Annotated in this window: 25 protein-coding genes and 1 other annotated feature; of the genes, 2 read left to right on the plus strand and 23 right to left on the minus strand. The window is 52.9% G+C overall.

The window, feature by feature from the left end; all coding sequences use genetic code 11:
• Positions 1-16: 16 nt before the first annotated feature.
• From Q3F21_RS10475 to Q3F21_RS10505, 7 genes are all read right to left on the minus strand, one after another.
• Entirely contained in the window at positions 17-1,075 is a 1,059-nt protein-coding gene (locus Q3F21_RS10475; protein WP_340252168.1) for a phosphotransferase, read from the minus strand.
• Entirely contained in the window at positions 1,056-2,888 is a 1,833-nt protein-coding gene (gene safA, locus Q3F21_RS10480) for a SafA/ExsA family spore coat assembly protein (RefSeq protein WP_340252171.1), read from the minus strand. Before safA ends, Q3F21_RS10475 begins: the two co-directional genes overlap by 20 nt.
• Before the next feature lie 128 nt (positions 2,889-3,016).
• Complete coding sequence (pheA, locus tag Q3F21_RS10485; RefSeq protein ID WP_340252174.1) at positions 3,017-3,877, minus strand: prephenate dehydratase; 861 nt, start codon at positions 3,875-3,877, stop codon at positions 3,017-3,019.
• Positions 3,878-3,900: 23 nt separating this feature from the next.
• On the minus strand, positions 3,901-4,836 hold the full coding sequence (gene thrB, locus Q3F21_RS10490; RefSeq protein ID WP_340252177.1) for a homoserine kinase: 936 nt from the start codon (positions 4,834-4,836) through the stop codon (positions 3,901-3,903).
• Positions 4,833-5,930: a threonine synthase gene (thrC, locus tag Q3F21_RS10495; RefSeq protein ID WP_340252180.1), complete on the minus strand. Its 1,098-nt coding sequence runs from the start codon at positions 5,928-5,930 to the stop codon at positions 4,833-4,835. Before thrC ends, thrB begins: the two co-directional genes overlap by 4 nt.
• 3 nt (positions 5,931-5,933) lie before the next feature.
• Positions 5,934-7,232 carry a homoserine dehydrogenase gene (locus Q3F21_RS10500; protein ID WP_340252183.1) on the minus strand — a complete coding sequence of 433 codons (1,299 nt, stop codon included), beginning with the start codon at positions 7,230-7,232 and terminating at the stop codon, positions 5,934-5,936.
• Positions 7,233-7,257: 25 nt separating this feature from the next.
• Complete coding sequence (locus tag Q3F21_RS10505; protein ID WP_340252186.1) at positions 7,258-7,701, minus strand: ACT domain-containing protein; 444 nt, start codon at positions 7,699-7,701, stop codon at positions 7,258-7,260.
• Between the two features lie 190 nt (positions 7,702-7,891).
• On the opposite strand from Q3F21_RS10505, the gene Q3F21_RS10510 reads away from it, so the two are divergent.
• Complete coding sequence (locus tag Q3F21_RS10510; protein WP_340252189.1) at positions 7,892-8,044, plus strand: hypothetical protein; 153 nt, start codon at positions 7,892-7,894, stop codon at positions 8,042-8,044.
• A 140-nt stretch (positions 8,045-8,184) separates the two neighbouring features.
• On the opposite strand, the gene Q3F21_RS10515 is transcribed toward Q3F21_RS10510, so the two are convergent.
• The 7 genes from Q3F21_RS10515 to Q3F21_RS10545 form a co-directional block, all read right to left on the minus strand.
• A complete protein-coding gene (locus tag Q3F21_RS10515) occupies positions 8,185-8,844 on the minus strand; it encodes a PilZ domain-containing protein (protein WP_340252191.1) in 660 nt (219 codons plus the stop codon).
• Positions 8,845-8,852: 8 nt separating this feature from the next.
• On the minus strand, positions 8,853-10,130 hold the full coding sequence (gene obgE / locus Q3F21_RS10520) for a GTPase ObgE (protein ID WP_340252195.1): 1,278 nt from the start codon (positions 10,128-10,130) through the stop codon (positions 8,853-8,855).
• A gap of 10 nt (positions 10,131-10,140) precedes the next feature.
• Positions 10,141-10,728 (minus strand): Spo0B domain-containing protein, encoded by a 588-nt coding sequence (locus Q3F21_RS10525; RefSeq protein WP_340252200.1) that lies wholly within the window; start codon positions 10,726-10,728, stop codon positions 10,141-10,143.
• 107 nt (positions 10,729-10,835) lie between these two features.
• Positions 10,836-11,129: a 50S ribosomal protein L27 gene (gene rpmA, locus Q3F21_RS10530; protein ID WP_003387603.1), complete on the minus strand. Its 294-nt coding sequence runs from the start codon at positions 11,127-11,129 to the stop codon at positions 10,836-10,838.
• Between the two features lie 2 nt (positions 11,130-11,131).
• On the minus strand, positions 11,132-11,488 hold the full coding sequence (locus tag Q3F21_RS10535) for a ribosomal-processing cysteine protease Prp (protein ID WP_340252202.1): 357 nt from the start codon (positions 11,486-11,488) through the stop codon (positions 11,132-11,134).
• A 10-nt stretch (positions 11,489-11,498) separates the two neighbouring features.
• On the minus strand, positions 11,499-11,810 hold the full coding sequence (rplU, locus tag Q3F21_RS10540; RefSeq protein WP_340252205.1) for a 50S ribosomal protein L21: 312 nt from the start codon (positions 11,808-11,810) through the stop codon (positions 11,499-11,501).
• Positions 11,811-11,820: 10 nt separating this feature from the next.
• Positions 11,821-11,899: a sequence feature (ribosomal protein L21 leader region), on the minus strand.
• Between the two features lie 57 nt (positions 11,900-11,956).
• Entirely contained in the window at positions 11,957-13,459 is a 1,503-nt protein-coding gene (locus tag Q3F21_RS10545) for an Rne/Rng family ribonuclease (RefSeq protein ID WP_340252210.1), read from the minus strand.
• Between the two features lie 203 nt (positions 13,460-13,662).
• Between Q3F21_RS10545 and Q3F21_RS10550 the strand changes: the two genes are divergently transcribed.
• Entirely contained in the window at positions 13,663-14,235 is a 573-nt protein-coding gene (locus tag Q3F21_RS10550; protein ID WP_340252216.1) for a GNAT family N-acetyltransferase, read from the plus strand.
• A 25-nt stretch (positions 14,236-14,260) separates the two neighbouring features.
• Here the strand turns inward: Q3F21_RS10550 and Q3F21_RS10555 are convergent, their stop codons facing one another.
• The 9 genes from Q3F21_RS10555 to mreC all read right to left on the minus strand — a co-directional run bounded on the left by Q3F21_RS10555 (position 14,261) and on the right by mreC (position 23,429).
• Complete coding sequence (locus Q3F21_RS10555) at positions 14,261-15,097, minus strand: M50 family metallopeptidase (RefSeq protein ID WP_340252220.1); 837 nt, start codon at positions 15,095-15,097, stop codon at positions 14,261-14,263.
• Positions 15,090-15,881 carry a peptidoglycan DD-metalloendopeptidase family protein gene (locus Q3F21_RS10560; RefSeq protein WP_340252225.1) on the minus strand — a complete coding sequence of 264 codons (792 nt, stop codon included), beginning with the start codon at positions 15,879-15,881 and terminating at the stop codon, positions 15,090-15,092. The genes Q3F21_RS10555 and Q3F21_RS10560 overlap by 8 nt, the downstream gene beginning before the upstream one ends.
• A gap of 136 nt (positions 15,882-16,017) precedes the next feature.
• On the minus strand, positions 16,018-16,218 hold the full coding sequence (locus tag Q3F21_RS10565; RefSeq protein ID WP_003387612.1) for a cold-shock protein: 201 nt from the start codon (positions 16,216-16,218) through the stop codon (positions 16,018-16,020).
• 262 nt (positions 16,219-16,480) lie between these two features.
• Complete coding sequence (rodA, locus tag Q3F21_RS10570) at positions 16,481-17,611, minus strand: rod shape-determining protein RodA (RefSeq protein ID WP_340252229.1); 1,131 nt, start codon at positions 17,609-17,611, stop codon at positions 16,481-16,483.
• Positions 17,612-17,736: 125 nt separating this feature from the next.
• Positions 17,737-18,531: a septum site-determining protein MinD gene (gene minD, locus Q3F21_RS10575; protein WP_340252232.1), complete on the minus strand. Its 795-nt coding sequence runs from the start codon at positions 18,529-18,531 to the stop codon at positions 17,737-17,739.
• A gap of 107 nt (positions 18,532-18,638) precedes the next feature.
• Positions 18,639-19,334: a septum site-determining protein MinC gene (gene minC / locus Q3F21_RS10580; RefSeq protein WP_340252312.1), complete on the minus strand. Its 696-nt coding sequence runs from the start codon at positions 19,332-19,334 to the stop codon at positions 18,639-18,641.
• Positions 19,335-19,407: 73 nt separating this feature from the next.
• Complete coding sequence (locus Q3F21_RS10585) at positions 19,408-21,918, minus strand: peptidoglycan D,D-transpeptidase FtsI family protein (RefSeq protein ID WP_340252236.1); 2,511 nt, start codon at positions 21,916-21,918, stop codon at positions 19,408-19,410.
• 42 nt (positions 21,919-21,960) lie between these two features.
• Positions 21,961-22,485, minus strand: a complete 525-nt coding sequence (gene mreD / locus Q3F21_RS10590; protein WP_340252314.1) for a rod shape-determining protein MreD — start codon at positions 22,483-22,485, stop codon at positions 21,961-21,963.
• On the minus strand, positions 22,485-23,429 hold the full coding sequence (gene mreC / locus Q3F21_RS10595) for a rod shape-determining protein MreC (RefSeq protein WP_340252239.1): 945 nt from the start codon (positions 23,427-23,429) through the stop codon (positions 22,485-22,487). The genes mreD and mreC overlap by 1 nt, the downstream gene beginning before the upstream one ends.
• Positions 23,430-23,440: the final 11 nt, after the last annotated feature.

The following is a 23,440-nucleotide window of genomic DNA, read 5'->3' on the forward strand; positions in this document are numbered from 1 at the left end:
CCATCAGCTTTTTTATTTACCCGACGAAATGATACTCTCCCCATGGTGAATGGCGGAAAAGAAGCTCGCCTGATTGCAGGAAGCTTTGACGGGCATCGTGCAGTCTCGCTTCCATTTGCGCCAGCTGCATCACTCCCCGGACGTGGTAACCGGGACGATTTGCGTAGACCCCCGTTACTTCGCGCAGCAAGTTGTCCGGGTAGCTGAGAAGCTGGTGAATCATCCAAATTTGCGTGTCGCTTAAATAGCGAATCCGGCTGTAGGCATCAATCGCATCGATGAAGGAAGACAAGCGATACTCCTGCAAAAGCAGCATTCTTCCCATGAATTGGACGATGTCGACAAGTTGCATGTCCTGCCCAACCGTATCCAGGTCGATCAGGTAGCAGGTACCGCGGGGAGTGAGCAAGAAGTTGTGGCTGGCCACGTCCCTGTGTGCAAGCGTTCCTTGTTCTAAAGACGTGTACAGCTCCGCAGTCAGCGGCAATTTGTAAGCTGCTTGAAGAATGCCCCGCCCTTCCCGTATCGCGTCCTCCGCCATCTCGGCAATCAGATGCTCGAGCCGATTTTGCGGCCCTTTCTGTTCGATATGCCAGGTGATCTTTTCGAAATGCTCCAGTCGGCTTTCCCATTTATCGATCAACGCCGGTTTTCCGTCAAACGGAAATGGCTCCATCATCGGAAAATCACGGGCAGCCTGATGAAATCTGGCCAGTGTCGCCGCCGCTTTTTTCACATCAGAGAGGGAAGCGTTATTCGATTCCCGTCCATCAATCATTTTCATGATCGTATAGTACTTCCCCTGAAAGGGAAAAATCTTTTCTCCCTGATAGTCAGATACGTACTGTACGGTATGGGTAAATCCTTTATCCCGCAATATCTCTGAAAGATGTGTCACCCACTCTGCTTTCTCTCTTTGTTTATACCCTTTCAAAATCCAATGGCCCCGATCCGTTTTCAGGTAATTCACGTTCCGACGAGGTTTTACCCCGTAAATACGGCAGCGGAATGCTTTTTCAAGAGACGGAACAATGGATTTGTTCATGCCTGGAGAATCAGGAAGAAGACTCGTCATATCCCGTTTCCCAATCAGGCCATACTTCCGGTGCGGGGAGAGCCGGCTGCTCTTCGGGAATTGGATATGACTCTTGATATTCTACATGCTGGTATCCGCGGCCGCAGTCATCGGGATCGGGCATCGTGAGATAGCTGTCCATCCTGTGTTTCCTGTGTCCAGACGAGCTGGAGGAGGATTCAATATACTCTCTTCTCTCTCTGCGAGTACGCTGACGTCTGCCGTACGGCTGCTTTGTGGAGTGATAGTACGGGTATGCTGGCGGCATCGCGTTCGGCATGAAGTCTGGCATCATGTTCGGCATGTAGTCCGGCATGTAATCTGGCATCATGTTCGGCATGTAGCCCGGCATGTAATCTGGCATCATGTTTGGCATGTAGTCTGGCATGTAATCTGGCATCATGTTCGGCATGTAGTCCGGCATAAATTCCGGCATCATATGTGGCATGTAGTCCGGCATCGCGACTGGCGGCATCATATTCGGATACGGCATCGGCGGACAAAACGGCATCGTCTGGGGGAGTGCCTCCGGCTGAACTTGCGGCATGGGTACAATCGGCGGGCGGCCGCACGGCGGACACGGTCTGATGAATTCGGGATAGGACTGCGGCGGCTGATACGGGCGGTATGGCTGCGAGGGAAGTGCTGGACTTACCCGCGTAGGCGGTTGTACAGTTATTCTCGGCCCCGGATGAAACGGCTGCGGCTGACCTTTCAATGACGGCGGCAAGGTTGGCGTTTGCCATGGACTCACTTGTGTATTGGGCGTTGGTGTTTGCCATGGGCCAACTTGTGTGTTGGGCGTTGGCGTTTGCAACGGACTGACTTGGCTCTTCGGAAGCGGCTGCTGCAGTGGACTGACTTGACTCCTCGGCTCCGGCTGCTGCAGCGGACTGACTTGACTCTTTGGTTCCGGCTGCTGCAGCGGACTGACTTGGCTCCTCGGCTGTGGCTCTTGCAGCGGACTCACTTGGCTCCTCGGCTTTGGCTCCTGCAGCGGACTGACTTGGCTCTTCGGCTTTGGCTCCTGCAATGGACTCACTTGGCCCTTCCCCTTTGGCAACGGGCTGGTCAGTTTCGGCGGCGAAGGCGGCATGATCGGACGCGGGAGAGTCGGAGCTTCAGCCCGCGGCGAGACCCGCTGCTGTATACGAGGCTGTGCCGGCGGAAGCGGCGGCAGGGCAGGCGGCAAATTATTATCGGGAATGAAGGGGAGCGCCTGCGGAGTTTCGATCTCCGATTCGATTTCTGCACTTTCTTCCATGTCCGGTTCCTCTTCCATTTCCATATCTTCTTCCTCCGGAATTTCCTCTTCCAACTCCGGTTCTTCTGTTTCCACTTCCTCCGGGGGTTCCATCGGACGCATCTCGATTCTCTCCGGTACTTCCGGCACCGGCTGCGGCGACTCCTTTGGCGGCTGAATCGGGCGTTCCTTTACCTGCTGGGACTCCACTTGCTCGCGAATGGGGCGTTCCCTTACCTGTTGGGACTCTACTTGCTCCCGGATCGGGCGCTCATTTTCCTGTAAGAACTCCACTTGTTCCCGGATCGGACGCTCTTTTACCAGAGGGGATTCCGTTTCCCCATAAATATGGCTTTCATTTGCCTGAGGAAAGTTGCTTGATGAAAATGGCTGCCTTTGCTGCGGCCGGACCGGAATCCCCATTGACGGAATTTTAACCCTCAGGCCAGGGTAGATGAGATCTGGATTTTTAATTTGACTGTTCAGGCGAAGCAGTTCCTTAAAGTCCACTCCATATTTTTTTGCGATATTCCACATGGTATCGCCTTTTTGAACTACATGGATTCTCACTGTTTCTCCTCCCTCTCGGAAACTCCCTATCATGGTATGCACCCATGGGCGTTTTGCTCACTTGGTTAAAAAAGGGTTGCGCCCATCTTTGTCACCCTTCCTTTGGGACAACGAAAAAAGCCACCCGTTCAGGTGGCTTTGTACATGTAAAACGGATACGTTCCAAGCTGTCTTACTTGACAGCCCAACGCCTCAATTTCGGCAAACGCTCCGGGAAGGAGCACATCATCCATTTTTTGTTCAATATCGATCACAAAATAGTAGCTTCCCAACCCTTTTTTCGTCGGTCGCGATTCGATCTTCGACAAGTTGATCTTGCGCCACGCAAAGGCAGCCAACACTTGATACAGGGCGCCCGGAAAATCTTCCGGCATGGTAACCAGAATCGTGGTCTTCTCTCTGGAGGACGAAGGTAGGTCCAACCGTTCTTTCCCGATGAGCAAAAAGCGGGTGTAGTTATTGGAATAGTCTTGAATCTCCTGCCAAGCAAAAGAGAGCGGGTAAATTTCCGGATTCAAGCGGGTTCCGATCGCAGCCCATGGCTCCTCCGGGTGCTCACTGACGATCTGTGCAGCTTTGGCGGTGCTGTTTGTGTACTCGATCGCCGCCTGGGGCAAGTGCTCCCGTATAAAATTATGGCATTGGGCGATTGCGTGGGGATGTGACAGGATTCGTTCAATGGCGGCGAGCTCCAGCTGTTCTCCCCGTCTGGCTACCAATAAATGCTGGGAAATAGGCAGCGCGAGCTCCCCCAAAATGGGCAGGTCCACCTCGTGAATCAACCAATCCAAAGCCGTATTCACCGTACCCTCAATCGTGTTTTCAATCGGGACGACACCGTAATCGACTTCATCTTTGTCAACGGCAGCGATCACGTCAATAATGCTTGGGTACGGCAGACGCTGAAGCCGCAGTCCCGCGGTCAGGGCCATCGCAGCTTCCTCGCTGAAGGTTCCGTGCGGCCCGAGAAAGGCCAGTTTCTTCTCCATGGCAGTACTCCTATCCGTTTTTTCTATCTCTCTTCGAATACCACCTGCGCCCCATGCTTATCCGGTTTCAGCTGCATCGCTTGATAAGAAACGCCATGCTTTTTCATAACTCTTTCGACAAATCCGCCGATTTGCTGCAGGTCCCCCTCTGTTTCAAAAAAGCAGAGAATGGTAGGTCCCGCACCACTGAGAGTAGTACCCAACGCCCCGTTTTCCGCGGCTCCCTCGAGTATTTCAGACAGGCCGGGTATCAGTTCGGCACGGTACGGCTGATGCAACCGATCCTTCATCGCCTGGCTCAGCAGGTCAAGTCTGCCATGCGCCAATGCGGCCACAAGCAGACTGCTATGACCAACATTATATATGACATCCTGCTTGCTGTACATCTTCGGAAGGACATTTCGGGCTTTTTCCGTGGACAGCGGAAATTCCGGAATGATTGCCAATATTCGCAGCTCATCGGGCGGATCAAACTGAACATACGGGATTGCCTGATGCTTTTCCTCAGGCATCGTGGCTACTACCACACCGCCAAAGAGAGATGCCCCGATATTGTCCGGGTGACCCTCGAGCAAGGTACCCATACGGAACAGCTCGTCACGTGTATAAGGCTCGCCGAGAAGGCGGTTGGCAGCCACCAGCGCACCGGCTATGGCGGCCGCACTGCTGCCCAGCCCTCTGGTCAACGGAGCATCGCTTGCGGCACGGATGTGCAGCTCCGGGACGGGCTGCCCGGCTTCGCGAAACAGCCCCGCAGCTACTTCGTACAGCAAATTGCTTTTATCGGTTGGCAGTCCTTGCATTTCGGGGCCGACCAGCTCGATTGCGGTCGTGCCGGCCACCGCCATTTCCACTGTAGAGTACAATTGAAAGGCCATTCCGATCGCATCAAAGCCGGGGCCCATATTGGCCGTGCTTGCGGGTACAATCACCCGTACTGCAGAGCGACTTTCCATCATGCTTCCCCTGCTTTCCCGGCGATGAACGACATCACCGCTTCACGGGTAGCCGGGATCGAACGCGGCTCTTCTCCGACCAGCTTCAATGCGATGTTGGGATCTTTCAAGCCATTTCCGGTCAAAACACAGGCAATCCGTGAGCCATCCGGCAGCTTTCCTTGCTTGCGCTGTTTAATCACCCCTGCGAGCGAGGCGGCTGATGCCGGTTCGCAGAAAATTCCTTCAAGCTTGGCCAGCATCTGGTACGCTTCCAAAATCTCATCGTCAGTCACGCTGTCGACCAGACCGTTTGACTCGGAAACGGCTCGCAACGCACCTTCCTTGCTCGCCGGGTTGCCAATGCGGATGGCCGTAGCGATGGTTTCCGGATCGGGCACTGTCTCTCCCAATACGAGCGGAGCGGCACCAGCCGCCTGAAACCCGTACATTTTCGGCAAGCTGTCGATCAAGCCGAAATCACGGTACTCCCTGAAGCCTTTCCAGTAAGCGGTAATATTCCCCGCATTTCCGACCGGTATCGCGAGAATGTCTGGGGCCGTTCCAAGCGCATCGCAGATTTCGAACGCCGAAGTCTTTTGCCCCTCGATCCGGTACGGATTGACCGAGTTCACCAGCGTAATCGGCTCAGAAGCCGTAATCTCGCGGACAATGTGCAGGGCTTCGTCAAAGTTGCCATCAATCGCGATGACCTCAGCCCCGTAAGCGATGGCTTGAGCCAGCTTTCCGAGCGCAATGTTGCCATTCGGAATCAATACGATGCAACGAAGCCCCGCACGGGCGGCATAAGCAGCTGCCGCGGCGGACGTATTTCCCGTCGATGCGCACATGATGGTGCGGCTGCCATCTTCCACAGCCTTGGCTACTGCCATGACCATGCCCCGATCCTTGAAGGAACCTGTCGGATTCAGCCCTTCGTATTTAAAGTGAAGCTCTACGCCCAGTTTCGCGCTCAGGTTTGGCGCGTGGATGAGCGGCGTGCTTCCTTCGTGAAGACTGATCAACGGCGTGTTTTCCGTTACCGGCAAAAAGCTGCGGTACCTCTCCAGGATGCCTGTGTGCCGTTTGACGATGTTTGACGATGGTGCAATGTCCATGGATTATTCTCCTCCCTCTACCCGGTAGCAGCTTTTGATTTCATGGACGATGTCCATTTCTTCCATGTAGCCAAGAACCGCGTCCATATCGCCTTTGGCCGCCGAGTGAGTCACCATGATGATTTCCGCTTGCTCTCCGTTGTTGTACGGCTGCTGAACGACTTGCTCGAGAGATATATTTTTCTCTGCCAAAAGCTGCGTGATCTGGGCAAGTACCCCCCGCTTGTCGGCAACTACCGTGCGAAGGAAGTACTTGGACAGCTTTTGACTGTCTTCCTTCAGAATTTTTTCCTTGTACGGAGCCACCATGCCGCGTCCGTTTACCCCCAGCTTCATGTTTTTCACAACTGTCACGAGATCCGATACGACCGCCGTAGCCGTCGGCAGCTCGCCCGCTCCCGGGCCGTAAAACATGGTTTCGCCGACAGCTTCCCCGTGCACATACACCGCGTTAAACACGCCGTTGACCGATGCCAGCGGATGATTTTTCGCCACCATGGTGGGCTGCACGCTTACTTCGATGGCATCCCCATCGCGGCGGGCCAGACCGAGCAGCTTCACCTCGTAGCCGAGTTTTTTCCCATAGGCGATATCCTCTTTTGATACCCGGCTAATCCCCTTTACATCCACGTCTTCGAGTTTCATCGGGACGCGGAAGCCAAGCGTCGCCAGGATCGCCATTTTGCGTGCGGCGTCGTACCCTTCCACATCGGAGGTCGGATCCGCTTCGGCATATCCCAAAGCTTGGGCCTCCTTGAGTACGTCAGCGTAATCGGCCCCTTCCTGACTCATTTTGCTCAGGATGTAATTCGTCGTTCCGTTGACAATTCCCATCATTTTGGTAATTCGATCGGACGAAAAGCCTTCTACCAGCGCGCGTAAAATCGGAATGCCGCCTGCAACGCTTGCCTCATAAAAAACATCGCAGCCTTTTTCTTGAGCCTTTTGCAGAATTTCCCCTCCGTGCAGTGCCATCAAATCTTTATTGGCAGTGACCACGTGCTTACCGCGGTCCAAGGCAGCCAATATGTACTCCTTTGCCTGCGAGATGCCGCCAATCACTTCCACCACAACGTCAATCCCATCGTCATCGAGAATGTCGTCTACATTCGTTGTAACGATTTTTTCCATCAAAGGGATGCTGCGGGACTTTTCCGCATTCTGCACGAGAATTTTGCTGATTTCGATTCCGAGTCCGGTCTGCTTTTGCAGGTCTTCCTGGTGGGCCTGGATGATCCGTACTACCCCTGTCCCCACAGTTCCAAACCCCATCAATCCTACGCGCACCGTTTGCTTCTCCATTTATATTCCTCCCCATTTCGGCGACTTAGCCACGACCTACAATCATCGCTTTCCGTACGCCGTTTATTTCTTGCAGCCCTTCCAAAAACTCTGTGCTTGGCACCTTCAGGTTCGCCATGTCTACCGACAAGGTGATGTTGGCAATCCCCTGCAGCGGGATCGTCTGGTTAATCGTCAATACATTGCCGCCCAAGTCAGCTACGAATTGCAGGACTTTCGACAACAAGCCGGATCGATGCTCCAACGCGAACGTGATCGTCATGATTTTTTCACTCATCATCGCGTTGAACGGAAAAATACTGTCCTTGTACTTGTAAAATGCGCTCCTGCTCAATCCGACCTGCTCTACGGCCTCGTTGACCGTATCCACTTCGCCAGACTCCAGCAATTTTTTCGCCTCAATCGTCTTGGCGATTGACTCGGGCAGGATATCCGACCGTATCAGATAGAACTTTTCTTCCCGCTTCACTCGCTATGTCCTCCTGAGAAAAACAGTTGTTTTTACATAGAGGACATTATAGCCCATATCTCTTGATCTGACAATCCTTCTCCGATATTTTTCTCATTCGTGTACGCTTCCGTTTTCACGTGTACATGCTGACTCTGCAGTTGGCACAGACTAAAACGGATCATCTACGAAGCGAGGTGAACACTCTACGATGGCAGGACGCGGCAAAACGGACAAGTCGGAACGCCGAAATAACCACCCCGCCGCCAAACCCAGCTCCCTGGATCAATTCGGAGATGAGCTTCGCGGCAAAAAGATGGCACAGTCTCCGCATATAACAGAAGATCCGAGTGGCAATGGCTAGGTCGGAACATGCTTGAGGAAAGTGATGGAAATGACAAAAAGTATGCCCTTGTCTTGTCGCGGGCATACTTTTTCCTTGTTTGAATATGTAGATATTCTGCTGGCACACGAATCCTTTGGTTTTAGTAAAAAAACCGCTCCTCATGAGGAAGCGGTTTGCGCTAGTTTGTGATAATAATCACGAATGACCTTGTGGCGCTTTTCATCGATATCGGTAAAGATCAGCTTCACGACGGCTTTCCCATCCTGAAACGTTTTTTCCACGACTTTGGCCATCGCCACGATCTCCTGCATGACCGAAGGGACTTGAAAGGAAAGATGCAGAAATTCTCCGACCGCGACATATCCCTCCGTGCTCATGACGAGCTTGGTAGGAGAAAACGACAGCAGGACACCCTCCGCCTTCTCTTCGATGGGACGGGCGCCCATCACTTTATACGGAATCTTTACCGGAATATTTGGCTGCAGTAATTTCGGTTCACCCTTAGTGGAAATTTCAATCCCGACTGGCTGGAGTCGAATCATGATGACAGGCCAGATCGTTTCTTCCTGGATCACTTCCAGATCCAGTGAAGTGACCGTTGCATCTGTTTCCCAGCGAAATCGAACCCGTGAGCCGACAAGCGGCGGGCGCTGTTCTTTTTCCTGTGTGTACGATACGATCAAATACCCTGGTTGAGCGTGCTCGACCATCACTGTCAGCGACCCTTGCGGCTGCTTGGCGAGGATCATCTGCAGGATGGCGCTGCGATGCAATCGATTGTCAGCGAGAAAAGACGACAGGGAAATTACTTCAGCCATACCATTCATCACTCCACGAATTCAAACTCAAAATCTCCGATCCGAACGGTATCTTTATCCCGTGCCCCATGCTGGCGCAAAGCGTCATCAACGCCCATATTCCGCATCATTCGGGCAAAACGCTGGACCGAATCATAGCTGTTCAGGTTGGTCATCCGCACCAGTTTTTCAATTTTTTCTCCACTGACGACAAAGACGTCATCTTCTTTGGTAATGAAGAACGGATCCGGCTCTTTCTCCGCCCGGAATACCACGCGCTCCTCGACCTCCGCCACCTCTTCGACTGCCAGCTTGTCCGGCAAGGTATCCAGCAAATCCGCAACGGCATACATCAATTCCCGGACCCCTTGACGAGTGGCTGCCGAGATTTCATAAATGGTCACACCCGGCAGCTTCTCCTTGAATCGCTGCAGATTTTCCTTTGCTTCAGGCAAATCCATTTTGTTCGCTGCGACGATCTGGTGACGCTCCTCCAGACGCAGGTTGTACAGTTTCAATTCCTTGTTGATCTGAATGAAATCCTCGTAAGGATCTCTGCCGTCCACGCCAGCCATGTCGATGACGTGAACGATCAATCGGGTGCGTTCCACATGGCGAAGAAATTGATGGCCAAGGCCAACCCCCTGATGGGCTCCTTCAATCAGACCGGGCAAATCAGCCATCACAAAGCTGCGTTCACCCAGGTCTACGACACCCAGATTTGGCGTAATCGTGGTAAAGTGATACTCGGCAATTTTCGGTTTCGCTGCCGTCACCGATGAAAGCAGTGTGGATTTCCCTACGCTTGGATAGCCAACCAGCCCGACATCGGCCATTACCTTCAACTCCAGCGTAATGTACCGTTCCTGCCCCGGTTCGCCGTTTTCGGAAATATGCGGCGCCGGATTGGCGGGCGTAGAGAAACGCATATTTCCGCGGCCACCACGTCCGCCCTTGGCGATTACGGCTTTTTGTCCGTGCTCCACCAGATCGGCGATGACTTCTCCCGTATCATCGTCCACCACTGTCGTCCCCGGCGGAACCCGGACGATCAAATCTTCGGCGCCAGCGCCATGCTGAGCCTTGTTGCGGCCGTGCTCGCCACGCGGTGCCTTGAAATGCCGCTGGTATTTAAAATCGACGAGCGTACGAAGTCCTTCATCCACGACAAAGACGACGTCGCCGCCTCTGCCTCCGTCACCGCCAGCCGGTCCGCCGAGCGGCACGTACTTTTCCCTGCGGAAAGAGACGGCTCCGTTCCCACCGTCTCCTCCTTTTACATACACTTTCGCTTGATCGACAAACATGGTGTCACCTCTATCCTTTTGCAAACGGAACTATCAATTCCAGTATCCATTCCTCGTCTGTATGTATCCACTCGGTGACAATCACCGGGCCCTCATTCCCGTCACGTACCAGTTTTTCCAGTTCTACTATTCCGGATGCACGGATTTTTCCCGCCAGATCAAAACGGAAGTGAATGCCCCGCTCGCCTTTAAACAAGGACACCTGCATGCTGGCTGGTTCGAACAGATTCTTTTCCAAATGCTTGTTCACTGTACATACGATACCTGACACGGTGTCAAACAAAGCCTTTTCATCCAGGGCCGTCAGCGCCAAATCTACGTGGCTGCACACGTCCACTTCTATGAGCATGTCTTTGTTCAGCGCGTTAAAGGTCAAGAAGAAGACGGACAACATCGAGCAGTTAAGCCGGGCCAGCATACTTTCCTGCATCGCGAGTTCAGACACGCGCTTCAGGTATGCTTCTCCCTCTTCCGGGCGGCCCAAACGCAGATAGCCAAGCAGTACCTGAACATGATTCAGCCAGTCATGACGCTGCCGATTCAAAACGGTCAGCAGCTCGTCTGTTTGCTCTGTAAACAGCTTCCGCTCGTCTATCATTTTTCCCACCCAAACCGATAAGAATTTCTTTCTCGTTCTATTGTATCACAAGGAACCGGAGACATAAAGAAAACCCAGCAACAAGGCTGGGTTTTTCGTTTCCGTATTTACGCTTGGGAAGCGACCGGTTCGATCACCACTTGTTTGCGATCGCGGCCCAGACGCTTGAAGCGAACAACACCGTCTGCTGTTGCAAACAAAGTGTCGTCGCCGCCTTTCATCACGTTTTCACCTGGGTAAATTTTCGTACCACGCTGGCGAACGAGGATGTTACCGGCTTTTACGAATTGACCGTCGCCGCGTTTCACGCCAAGGCGCTTGGAGATGGAATCGCGACCGTTCTTGGTAGAACCTACCCCTTTTTTGGAGGCGAAGAACTGAAGGTCTACAGTAAACAGCATTTTCATTGTGAGGCACCTCCTTGCCATTTGTCATCTTGTACCGAAACGTATGATCCGTACTGCTCTGCAACCGCCAGCAAGGAAATCACCATGCTCTCCGCCAGCAGCTGCTGTCTCTCGTGGAGCCCTGCATCCTCCAGGGATGGAATGCTCCAGCGGAGAAACCCGCCGTCCTTTGGAGCCTGCGAAACTTGAGGAACGATGCCGAGCAGAGGGTGAATTGCATTCAAAATGCCAAAACTGATCGCTGATACAGCGGAACATACAATGTCCGAGCCATAGGCAGCCGCATTGGCATGTCCGGAAATGCACACCTCTTTAATCCCGTACGGCGCTCGATTCACGATCACTTGAATCATGGCCGATCACTTACGCGTTGATCTTTTCGATCACAACTTTGGTGTACGGTTGACGGTGACCTTGCTTGCGACGGTAGTTTTTCTTGGATTTGTATTTGTACACGATAATTTTTTGTCCTTTACCGTGTTTTTCTACTTTACCCGTTACCGTTGCGCCAGCTACAGTAGGAACTCCTGCTGTAACCTTGCCGTCTTTGCTTACAAACAGAACCTTGTCGAAAGTAACAACGTCACCTTCGGAAGCGGCCAATTTCTCGATGAAGAGAATGGCTCCTTCTTCTACTTTGTACTGTTTTCCACCGGTTTCGATAATAGCGTACATTGTGTGCACCTCCTATACTCAGACTCGCCTGTGCAGGTGCGGCCGCGAAGGACGACTTGAAAACCTGATCCGAGCGGTTACAGTATGCCGAGGCATTACTGTATGACAACCATTAGGATACCATAATGCGACTTGCCAAGTCAAGATTATTTCGCATGGGAAAGCTGAAGCCGTTCCGCTTCCTTCCGGCTTCCCGCGTATAAAATCCGATAGCGCTCGCCGCCGGGCTCTTCAGCCTTGCAGACGTACAGGTCGAGGGGCCACTCCGATCCGCCCGCCTGTTCTCTTTTCCAGTATGCAAACAAGCGGTCGGACAGCTCCACGAGGGCGGCCTCCGCGTCCTGGACACGGGCAAGCGCGGCCAGGTCTTCCCTGAGGTATTGAAAGTGCTCCTCGATTTTAAGCGCGCGACCGCTTCCTTCACAGCAAGAGCACGGCTCCGTCAAACGCTCGGAAAGACTCGCTCTCGTCCGCTTCCGCGTCATCTCCACCAGGCCGAGAGACGTCATCCCCAGCACGGAAGCGGGCACCGGGTCGTCGCTGAGGGCATTCTCCAGGGCCTTGAGTACCCGTTCCCGATTCTTTTCCTCCCGCATGTTGATGAAATCGATGACGATCATTCCGCCGATGTCCCGCAGGCGTAGCTGACGGGCGATCTCGGCAGCCGCTTCCAGATTGGCGGCCGTCACTGCCTGCTCCCGCTGCTGCCCGCCTTTGCCCAAAAACGCTCCCGTATTGACATCGATCACCGTCAGCGCCTCGGTCCGCTCGATCACGATATTGCCGCCGCCCGCCAGCGGCACTTGCCTTTGAAGCGCTGCAGCGAGCTGTTCCCTTACTCCCCACTGATCAAACAGCGATTCCTTTTCCCGATGCCAGCGGAGCTTCGGCAGTTCTTCGGGAAACAGCACCTGCATCAGCTCGCCGATTTCCCGAAAAAGGGCCGCGTCTTCTACGACCACTTCATCCACGCCGGCAGACAAAAAGTCTCGCAGCGTTTCTTCGATCAGTGCATCCCCCGTCGATACGCGGAAGGGGGCTTTCCTTCCCTTTACCGCTTGCCAGGCATCCCGCCAGCGCCTTCTCAGGAACGCCCATTCCCGCATGAGCTGCTCTTCTTCGGCCTCAGCGGCTTCTGTCCGGACAATCGCACCTTCTCCCTGCTCCAAGAGCGAGGACATGAGCGCATACAGGCGATCCCGTTTAGGCTCGTTCCTGATTTTGCGGGAAATGGAGACCGGTTCATCTCCCGTGCCTCGTCCTTCCGGCGGCAGATAAACGAGCAGTCTTCCCTGCAGACTGACCCGTGTCGTCAACCGGGGAGCCTTGGTTTCCGTTCCCTCCTTGATCACCTGGACGAGCAGGGATTCGCCGACCCGTACACAAGCGCTGATCGAACGCTTTGCCGGCTTTCCTTTGCTGGGCGGAGGAGCGGCTTCGTCAACGTACAGATACGCCTGCTCATCGCGCCCGATGTCGACAAACGCTGATTGGATACCCGGAACCACGTTCGCCACTTTTCCGTAAAAAATGGCTCCTGAAAGCGCTTCGCTCGCTTCCGACTGGCTCCGCCATTCCGTCAGCTTCCGCTGATTCATCAGCGCTACCCGCAGCTGTCCGTCAGCTTTGCTGATCCCTAATCTCTTCACCAGACTTCCTCCTATCCGGACTCTTGGCTCTATCGGTGGCAGGTCTTTCTTGGTTGGCGGGAGGATTTCTTTTCCTGCCAGCAGGAGATCAACGCCGCCATCGAGTAATCTTTCATCATCCGTTCACGACTGTTCCATCAGAAGTAATCTAGCACAGCAAAGCGCAAATGAAAAGCGAAAGCAGGACGGCCCTGGAGGGAATCGTGCAACTTGAACTGAGAAGGGAGACCCTAATGATGGGAGAAGAGCTGCAGCTCAGCATTCGAGCGCTTCGCCGGGAGGACGCAGTCCATTTGCATGCCTGGCTGAATGACGAGCGCGTGCTGGCCTTTTACGAAGGGCGGGATCGGACGCACGACGAAGAGATGATTCTCGCCAATTTTTTCCCGGAGGATGACGAAGATGTCAGCCGTTTTCTCGTGCTGGTCGGAAGCGATCCGATCGGCTACGTTCAGTATTATCCGATCGATGACGAGGAGAAGGAGGACTACGGTTACGCTGCCGGTGAAATCATTTACGGAATGGACCAGTTTATCGGCGAGCCGTCTTATTGGAACAGAGGATTCGGCAGTCGCCTTGTCACAACTGTTGTGCAATCGCTCGCCTTTGAAAAACAGGCTGACCGGGTGATCATGGACCCGCAAGCGTGGAATGCGCGAGCGATACGCTGCTATGAGAAGTGCGGCTTTGAAAAGGTGAAGCTCCTTCCCCGCCATGAATGGCATGAGGGAGAGAAGCGGGATTGCTGGCTGATGGAGTGGCGGGCCAAACGCTGATTTTGCGGGCGGAACAGCCTTTTGATCAGAGCAGTTTACCGACAGCCGTATCGTGCTTTTTTTCAAACAGCATCGCATGGAGCAGCTGTTGCTCCGGCAGCAAACCCGCCCCCTTGACGTAGACGAGATGCGTATACCCGCGACTCAACAAATAGGATACTTCGATCACCGTCGCGGTCGGGGGAACCGTCAGGGCCCGCACGGCTTGCTCTTCGGAGGGGCGGACGTACTTTTCCATTAAAAATCGAATGAATTGATAGGGAAAACGCAAAAACGTCTGGATGTTGATCGCAAGCAGGTAGACCGCTACAATCGCAATATTCATTTGCAGAGAGAGGCTGGCCATCCCCAGCATGAATGCCGCGAGCAATGTGCTGGCCGCTATCGAGGAGACGGCGGCCTTTCTATACGGAAGATACCAGCATAGCAAAGCCTGGAGGATGCGGCCTCCGTCCAAAGGCCAAATCGGCAAAAGGTTGAAAGCTGCGATGATCAGATTGCTGGTCAGAAAAAAACGGGCCCATTCTTCCGTCCACAGTCCGAGATGCCAACAGGCCCAGGAAAACGCCATCATCACGACATTGAGAAAAGGACCTGCAAGGGCCACAACTATTTCATCCAAGGGATCGGTAGCGTACGCCTCTTCCATCGTTGCCACCCCGCCAAACGGCAGCAACTGCACCTCCGTAACCCTCCACCCCAGCTCTCTGGCGACAGCAACATGCCCCATCTCGTGAATGCAAACGATGATAAACAAGGTGATTACCTCTGTGAACAACCCCATGATCACGGAAAGACCGATCACGAGCCAAAAGAGCAGGTGAATGCGAATGCGGATGCCAAAGAGGCGCCAATCATTCAAAGGTGATCACTTCCAGCGGATTTCTTGGCTGTTCCTTGACTTGCATGCCTACGTACAGATGTCGGACAGCTTCATTGACCGCTCTCGGGACGCCCACCACCTGTCCTGGACCGAGAAAATCGTCAACCGCCACCTGAACGGTCTCCATATTCCCAAACCAAAGCTCTCTTCCTTTCGACAGCCGAACAACCACCGTCTTTCCGTATCCGGGCTTGTCGCCGACAAAAGTCACCCAGCCCGTTTCTCCCATGACAACCGCCCCGTCCCCTTCCGTACTTGTACTCAGGACGACTTTTGTGCTTTTTGGGTCGAACGGCTTTGCCACTTTCCAGTCAGCGGACCATTTCCAGACGGGCAACGTCTCCGGCGTGCTCGCCGGCACTGCCTTCGTCCCCGATAATGACGGCAAGAGCGTCGGCAAGGAGCCGAATCGGGCTTCATACCAGTTCGCCACACCGGTAAAATTAAAATCGCGCGTCATAACTTCACGCGCTTGGTTTTTCCAGGAGGATGGCACCAGCGATGATTGAAACAGCACATAGGCGAGACCGATCAAGAGCAGGGATGCGGCTATCTGCATGCTCCATTTTTCCTGGGGCGGCAGCGAGGGATAGCTGCCCTTTTCTCCGCGGGATGTCATCGGAAACAGCTCTGGATCGGTATCGGTATCGATCGGGTCCTTCCAGTCATCCACAAACGGAGCGAAGCTGTCCCTTGATTGGGTGCGAATCCTCTCTACCCGTTCTCGTCTTCTCTCCTTGATGCCATCTGTTTTATCGAACATGTACATCCCTCCGAAGGCCAAGCTTTGGTACATCTTATGACTTGTCTCTTCGCAATATTCTCGGCCCCAAAGGGAGCCCGTACATGCAAAAAAGCAGTCCCTCTAAAGAGAGACTGCTTTTCGTATCTGCCAATATTTACAGTTTTGCAACGTTGGCAGCTTGAGGACCACGGCTACCTTGAACGATTTCGAATTCTACTTTTTGGCCTTCTTCCAGGGTTTTGAAACCTTCTGTCTGGATTGCGCTGTAGTGTACGAATACGTCATCTCCGCCTTCTACTTGGATGAAGCCGTATCCTTTCTCCGCGTTGAACCATTTTACGATACCTTGTTGCATGAAACAAACCTCCCTAAACATTGCGCCCATGAGGCGAGAAAGTGTACCGTTAACCTGTTTTTACAGAGAAGTTTTCTTCAGTATGGAAAAAAGTCATACCCGAGTGAGATTTGACCACATGGTGGTGTCTTCTCTTTCGAAGGTACGACCCACAACCAATCCATCAAATCACTACAGCTAGTAAAAATGGTTAACTTAGGTTGAGTGTATCACACTCGGATTAAATTGTCACGCATTTTGAAATGCGCGTGAACCACTCTTTTTAATCAAACCTGAGTTTGTCTTTCCGCATCCCGATATTGAGGACGACTCCCATAATCAGGAAATTCGTGAGCAGCGAGCTGCCGCCGTAGCTGATAAACGGCAAGGGAATACCGGTAATCGGCATAAGCTGAATCGTCATTCCGATGTTTTCAAAAACCTGAAAGGTAAGCATGCCTACAACGCCGGCCACGACGTACGAACCAAAAGGATCTTTGGCCTCCATGGCGATCCGGATCATCCGGTAAATGAGAAAAAAGAACAAAATCATCAGCAGACCCGCTCCGACAAAGCCAAGCTTCTCGGCGATAACGGTGAAAATGAAGTCGCTTTCTCCTACCGGAACCCAGCCGAAACTAGCCTGCGTCGGCGCGTTTACCCCTTTGCCGAGCAATTGACCGGAGCCGATGGCAATCAAGGACTGTTTCAGATGAAACCCTTGTCCCATCGCTTCCAGATCAGGATCCATCCAAGAGACGACACGGTTCCACTGGTAAGGCTTGATGATCTTGAAGAAGAGCGGCTGTTTGTACATGTAGATAAGCACCATCGCTCCGAAAAAGCTTACGGCCAGCGTTCCCAAGTACAAGACGTGCTTCATCCGAATCCCCCCGACGATCAGCATGGTGACCAGGATTCCGCAGTAGACAAGGGAGCTTCCCAGGTCTGGCTGCAGGAGAATAAGCAGCAAAGGCACCGCAACAATCAAGCCTACGGGAATCAGCTGATAAAAGTAATAGAACCTGTTCTCGTCTTCCGCATGTTTGGCCAGGAGCCTGGCCACAACGAGAATAGTAAACAATTTCATCGGTTCTGAGGGCTGAAAGAGCACCACCTTCAAATTGTACCAGCTGGTCGTATTGTTGATAGGCTCCGCCCAAAAGACACCGATCAACAAGATAATGCCGATCGCATAAAACACGTATGCCAGAGAATGATACACCCGGTAATCAAACAGCAGTGTAACCGCCAGAATACCAAAGCCAAACGTGTACCAAAGCACCTGTTTCATGGCAGCATCTATGCCCTTTGCCGACCCGCTGATCCCGATGTAGCTAAATGCGCACAATGCAAGCAGAATGACGATAATAGCCCAGTCGATCTGTTTTATATGTCGTTTTTCCAGGTCCATGGTTATCCTCCTAGAAAACCTTTCTCCCCTGTCAACAGACGGGGCTTTTGCCTTTTGTTCACGATGCCTAGACGAAAGGAAAGAACAGGAGTGCTCCTGTTCTTTATCTAAGTGCCATCATCGGTTTATTTAAAACCAAAAAACTTCCGGACTTTTTGAAACATCCCCGCTTTTTGTTCCAAAGGCTGCAGCGGAACCGCTTCACCCAGCAGACGACGAGCGATATTGCGGTAGGCAATGGAAGCACGGGATTCGTGGTTCATCACTGCCGGTTCCCCCTGATTGGCAGATTTGATGACATGATCATCATCCGGTACAACGCCCACCAAGTCAATGGCTAACAAATCCAGGATATCTTCTACATCCAGCATATCGCCGTTTTTCACCATATGTGGGCGCACTCGGTTAATGACCAGCTTCGGCATCCCCATTTTTTCCCGCTCCAACAGCCCGATGATCCGATCGGCATCACGTACAGCGGCTTTTTCGGGAGTGGTTACCACAATCGCCTGATCAGCCCCTGCAACCGCATTGCGGAAGCCCTGTTCAATGCCTGCCGGACAATCAATGACCACATAGTCAAATTCACGCTTCAGCTGCGTCACAATTTCCTCCATCTGCTCGGGGGAAACTGCCGATTTGTCTTTTGTTTGTGCCGCCGGCAGCAGGGAAAGATTTTCAAACCGCTTGTCTTTGATCAAGGCTTGCTGGAGTCGGCAAGCGCCTTCCGCGACGTCAACCAAGTCGTAAATGATCCGGTTCTCAAGACCCATCACCACATCCAGGTTGCGCAGCCCGATATCCGTATCTACCATGCACACCTTTTGGCCCAGAAGTGCAAGAGCCGTTCCCAGATTGGCGGAGGTGGTCGTCTTTCCCACGCCGCCTTTTCCTGATGTTACGACAATTCCAATACCCACATCCGTTCCTCCTTCAACTACGTCGAGTACCACCATTCACAACCGCATCCCGATTCAGCGTGTTTTGTCCCGGATCGCTTGTCCCGGATCGCTTGTCCCGGATCGCCTCAATGCTTGCGTTCACCGAGCTCTGGACGAATCCGCGGCAAATAGTTCATTTTGGCTACGAGCATCGTCCCGTCATCCAGATAGGCAAACTCGGTGCCTCCTGAACTATTGGCCCACTCTTCCCCCGGCTTGCTGATGACATCCGCGATCCTCAGTTGGGTAGGCGACATGACTGCGGCAGCGATAATGACTTGTGTATCCCCTTTGATTCCCGCATGTGCATAGCCGCGCAGATTGCCCAAAACGTAAATATTACCGGTGGCACGAACGGTACCACCGGGATTGACGTCACCCAACAGCAGCAGATCCCCTTCAAACTCCAGCACCTGACCGGAGCGAACGGTGTGCACCTGAATGGCAAACGTGGATTTCAGGCGCTCGGCAAACGCCTCTTCTTTGCTAATCACGTCCGAATCGATCGTATGGATGACGAGATTGCCTTTTTGCCGAATAATATCCGTCAACTGGTCCTGCTGTTCGGGCGAACAGTATCGCTTCCCCAGCTTGAGAGTCACGCGAATCAGCGGGCCTGACAAGATTTGTTGATGGCTGTGCTCTATTTTTTCACGCAAGTCGGTCAGCAGTTCCTCAAAGGTGCAGGTATCGTCCATGAAAAAAACGAGTCCCTCTTTTGTCCCCTTGATCGTGACCATGCTTTTTGCAGTCGTCACCTGTTTCACCTCGACCGATACCATTCGCCATGATGACAAAAGATTCCTGCTCTGCGTGAAAAAAATGCCGAATCGGGTCGGCAACATGACAGCCGGACTACCGTGTAGTTGACTGTTGCGGAACGCTAGCTGTCGATGCCGTAGATTGTGAATTCTCCGTTGCAGTAGTTGTCGTGCCGGATGGCGGTGCCGGAGTCAGAACGCCCGGATTCAATTCGTTATAAGCTTCCAGCAAGCGACGGGCAACAGGACCGGTCGCATCGGAACTCGAAGTGCCGTCGCGCAAGCTGTTTGGCGCAACGACGACAAATACGACTTGCGGGTTTTCATATGGCGCATAACCGACGAGAACAGCGTTTTCCGCTCGCTGGCCCGTCTGCGCCGTACCTGTTTTGGCCGCGACCGTAAACGGCAGGCCTGCAAACGTACGGGAAGCCGTACCTCCTGGCTGAGTCACCAACCGCATCCCTTCCTGCACCACTTTGATGTATTTCGGGTCGATATCCACCCGGTTCAACACCTGCGGCTCAATGACAGCGAGCGTTTGTCCAGGCTGTTTGGGATCGGTCGAGCCGCTGCGGATTTCTTTCACCAAATGAGGACGGATCCGATAGCCGCCGTTGGCAATCGTCGAGATGTATTGTCCGATTTGCATCGGCGTGAACAGATCGTACTGGCCGATCATGGCGTCCGCCAGATTTCCGTAGTACAAATTGGAGTTCTCCAGCCCCTTCTTCTCTCCCGGAAGATCGATTCCCGTTTTCACGCCCAAGCCAAACTGGGCATTGTAGTAATCGAGAACGGAGAACTGCTCGGACCAGTGCGTCTTCGCCCGATTAGCCAAACGAACGCCCATCTCGTACATGTACGTGTTATTCGATACTTGCAGAGCTCGGCGAGCATTGACAATCCCATGCCCCCCTGGCTTCCAGTTTTTCTTGTACGATGTACTGTCCTTCGATTTACCGATCTTTAGTCCACCCCGGTCGTTTATCGTTTCGTATGGCGTGGTGAGCCCTTCCTGCAGCGCGATCATCACTGACAGCGGTTTATACGTAGATGCTGGCGGGTAGGCAGCATAAATGAAGCGGTTCGATTCGTTCGGGAGAATATCTGTCGCGTATTTCTCGTTGAACGCTTTCCGGTCGTAGTAAAGGTTCAAGTCGTAGTCAGGATAGCTCGCCATCGCCAGCACTTCGCCGGTATTTGGATTCATCACCAGCACGTGCGCATCCTTGAATTCCTTTGGCGTACTTGGCTTTTTCTTGAAGGCCTCGACTTCTTCCTTTAAAATCGCCTCTACCTTGCTCTGGAAACGCCAGTCCAGCGCGAGAACCAGATCGTCTCCCGGTTGTGCAGCGCGGCGCTGATTCCTCTGCACGGTTTCCGATTTGTGATTGACGTGAACCTCTTCAATGCCGTCTTTTCCCCGCAAGTAGCGTTCGTAGTAGCTTTCAAGGCCAATCACGCCGACCCGGTCGAAAGGGTTGTAGCCCTGTGCCAGGTATTCCTTTAGCAGTTCCGGCTTGATCGCGTTGGTATAGCCGAGAATGTGTGTAGCAAATGCAGACCCGTCGGGGTCCTTGAAAATCTCCCTGACCGGCTCGAGGACGACGGAGATTCCCGGCAACTCAGATAATCTCTCTTCAATTTGGAACCGCTCATTTTCATTAATGTTTACCTTTACGCGGCGGGGGATATAACTAGGCAGGTGGGCCGAGCGCATTTCTTTCAACAGCGACAGCTTGTGCCATTGAAACTTGCGTTGCTGCTCATTCAGCTTTAAATTGACCTCCAGACCAAACAGCGAAGCATACCGCAGCAAATCCATGTCTGATCTCTGGCTCAGCTCCGCCGGAGACGGCAGCTTTCCCAACTGGAATTTCGTCTGATTGATCAGATCGCTTCGGTCGTCTTTATCCAGCGTCAGCTTCAGCTCCACATTGGCGGCGATGGCACTCTTCAACAGTTCCGTATCCGACATTCCGTCAAACATCGCCGCTTGTCCAGGATCATTCATCTTTGCTTTCAGCGCGCTTTGAACCTTTTTTCGTCCTTGTTCGTCGAACGGGGAACGTACCCGCAAGCCTACGTAGAGCGCTGTTTTTACCAGATCGACGTCCGACATTGCTTCCACTTGGCTTACCTTGGGCAGCTTCTGCAGCTTGGGGATGAGCCTGTTGATCAGTTCTTCTGTTTCCTTCGGTCCGAAAGCGACCGGCAAAGTGGAATTCAGCTCAATCGTTTTCTTCAGCAGCTCCTCATCCGTTCCCATCTTTTCCCCGTCCATCGTCAGGATTCTGGCCAAACGGTCGGCTACCTGCTCCTCATCGATGTCCTTGCCTTCCTCTTCCACATAGGTAACCGTGTATACAGGCTTGTTGGAAACGAGCACCGCTCCGTTTTTGTCCAGAATTCGACCGCGAGGCGCAGGGATAGGCAGTTCCCGAATACTGTACTTCTCCAGTTGGTGCCGGTACTGCTCTCCTTCTACCAGTTGAACGTAGGCAAGTCGTAGAATGACGGCTGCAAAGAGCAGAAACACGATGATAAACAAGATGTTTAGCCGTACGGGAATATGCGACTTTTGTTCCTGGTTTTCACCCACTATCCCTCTCCTCCCTTCAGGGTGAATCTCGATTGCCGTGCGTTATTCCAGCGGTATTTCCCGTCTGGCGATGACAGCCGTACAGAGTCGTTTCATCGGAAGATAAATCAACAGTCCAAACAAAATATTGAGGACTGTCGTCGGTATGATTTGCCAATTCAGCATCCACCGAACATCGATCGGAGATGTGGCAAATAACCGATGGACACTGTACAAAAGCCATTCGTGCCCAAACAGGATCAAGCCGCAGGTTATGAAGACCATCGCGAAGCCGCGTTGAAACAAAACCACGATCAGCCCTGCGAAATAGCTGGCTACCATCATTGTCATCATATACAAGCCGACGACCTGTCCGTAAAGAACATCGTGGAGCAATCCGATGGCCAGGCCGTAGTACAAGCCTTCACGCCTTCCCAGAAACATGGATACGAGCAAGGTGCCTACAAGCGCAAAGCGGGGTACTGTCATCCACGACAGACCCCATGCGGAAGGCGACACAAACTGTATAACCGTTCCCTCTAGAACAAACAAGAGCAGCACCGTCAATGTCAACAGAAAGCGAGACATCATTTTCCACCCCCGGCAGCCGGCGGAGCGGATGGTGTTTGCGTCTGCTGATTGGGAACCAATTCGCCTGTTGATGTGAAGGTAAAGCTCCGTTCCACCACCATCACTTCATTCAGTTGGGAAAAGTCCGCGCTAGGCTGGATGTAGGCCGTCTGTGTCAAGCCGTAATCATCCGGCTCTACCCGGACAATATATCCGATCGGCAGATTTCGCGGGATCACTCCGCCCAAGCCCGATGAAACCACCTGCTGTTTTGCTTCAATTTTCTGTCCCCAAGGAATTTTTCGCATGATCAACAGGCGCTCCTGAGGAGCGTATTCTTCAATGACGCCGCTTACCGTTTGATACGCTGTACCGCCGTTAGGCGCTTGCACCTTTACCTGGATATAGGCAGATATGTGATTGCGCCGCTCGTAGCTGGTCAGCAGTTCGACTGTCGAGGAAAAATTGGCTACGCTTTGTACCCGTCCGATCAAGCCAGTGGCTGTCATTACTGCCATGTCTTTTTTGATCCCGTGCTTTAATCCCTTGTCAATCGTAATCGTATTGTTCCATGTGTCCGGATTTCGCGCAACCACCTCGGCAAAGCGGATGTCGTATGATTTTACCAAGTTCTCCTGAGCATTCAAGTAAGTCCGCAAACGGTCATTTTCCGCTTTCAGGTCATGCAATTCAGCCGTCATTCTCGCGTATTGATCCATTCCGGCTTTGAGTGCGCGATTTTCTTCGTAAACATTGTAAGCTTCGCCAATTCCCTGAAAAAAGCCGGAAACAGCCTGGGCAGGGCGGTAAAAAAAGCCCTGCACCACGCTGAATGTATCCTTCAAAAACATTTCCGGCCAGCTGAGATTAGACCGTTCCCGGGAGGTGAAGCCCACGATGGTAATGAGCAAAACCAGGCCCACAAGGACAATAATTAGTCGCTTATTCCCGAAAAACGACATGCCGCAACCTC

It is taken from the genome of Brevibacillus borstelensis, assembly GCF_037834415.1.
Lineage (GTDB): Bacteria > Bacillota > Bacilli > Brevibacillales > Brevibacillaceae > Brevibacillus > Brevibacillus borstelensis_A.

Bases quoted from the DNA above. Each gene is read 5' to 3' on its own strand.
- Q3F21_RS10525 (WP_340252200.1), bottom strand. From the start codon at position 10,728: ATGATAGACGAGCGGAAGCTGTTTACAGAGCAAACAGACGAGCTGCTG.
- minC (WP_340252312.1), bottom strand. From the start codon at position 19,334: ATGGTATCGGTCGAGGTGAAACAGGTGACGACTGCAAAAAGCATGGTC.
- rpmA (WP_003387603.1), bottom strand. From the start codon at position 11,129: ATGCTGTTTACTGTAGACCTTCAGTTCTTCGCCTCCAAAAAAGGGGTA.
- Q3F21_RS10510 (WP_340252189.1), top strand. From the start codon at position 7,892: ATGGCAGGACGCGGCAAAACGGACAAGTCGGAACGCCGAAATAACCAC.
- Q3F21_RS10565 (WP_003387612.1), bottom strand. From the start codon at position 16,218: ATGCAACAAGGTATCGTAAAATGGTTCAACGCGGAGAAAGGATACGGC.
- Q3F21_RS10535 (WP_340252202.1), bottom strand. From the start codon at position 11,488: ATGATTCAAGTGATCGTGAATCGAGCGCCGTACGGGATTAAAGAGGTG.
- mreC (WP_340252239.1), bottom strand. From the start codon at position 23,429: ATGTCGTTTTTCGGGAATAAGCGACTAATTATTGTCCTTGTGGGCCTG.
- Q3F21_RS10500 (WP_340252183.1), bottom strand. From the start codon at position 7,232: ATGGAGAAGCAAACGGTGCGCGTAGGATTGATGGGGTTTGGAACTGTG.
- rodA (WP_340252229.1), bottom strand. From the start codon at position 17,611: ATGGACCTGGAAAAACGACATATAAAACAGATCGACTGGGCTATTATC.
- mreD (WP_340252314.1), bottom strand. From the start codon at position 22,485: ATGTCTCGCTTTCTGTTGACATTGACGGTGCTGCTCTTGTTTGTTCTA.
- rplU (WP_340252205.1), bottom strand. From the start codon at position 11,810: ATGTACGCTATTATCGAAACCGGTGGAAAACAGTACAAAGTAGAAGAA.
- thrC (WP_340252180.1), bottom strand. From the start codon at position 5,930: ATGGACATTGCACCATCGTCAAACATCGTCAAACGGCACACAGGCATC.
- Q3F21_RS10560 (WP_340252225.1), bottom strand. From the start codon at position 15,881: ATGTTCGATAAAACAGATGGCATCAAGGAGAGAAGACGAGAACGGGTA.
- pheA (WP_340252174.1), bottom strand. From the start codon at position 3,877: ATGGAGAAGAAACTGGCCTTTCTCGGGCCGCACGGAACCTTCAGCGAG.
- Q3F21_RS10515 (WP_340252191.1), bottom strand. From the start codon at position 8,844: ATGGCTGAAGTAATTTCCCTGTCGTCTTTTCTCGCTGACAATCGATTG.
- Q3F21_RS10475 (WP_340252168.1), bottom strand. From the start codon at position 1,075: ATGACGAGTCTTCTTCCTGATTCTCCAGGCATGAACAAATCCATTGTT.
- thrB (WP_340252177.1), bottom strand. From the start codon at position 4,836: ATGATGGAAAGTCGCTCTGCAGTACGGGTGATTGTACCCGCAAGCACG.
- obgE (WP_340252195.1), bottom strand. From the start codon at position 10,130: ATGTTTGTCGATCAAGCGAAAGTGTATGTAAAAGGAGGAGACGGTGGG.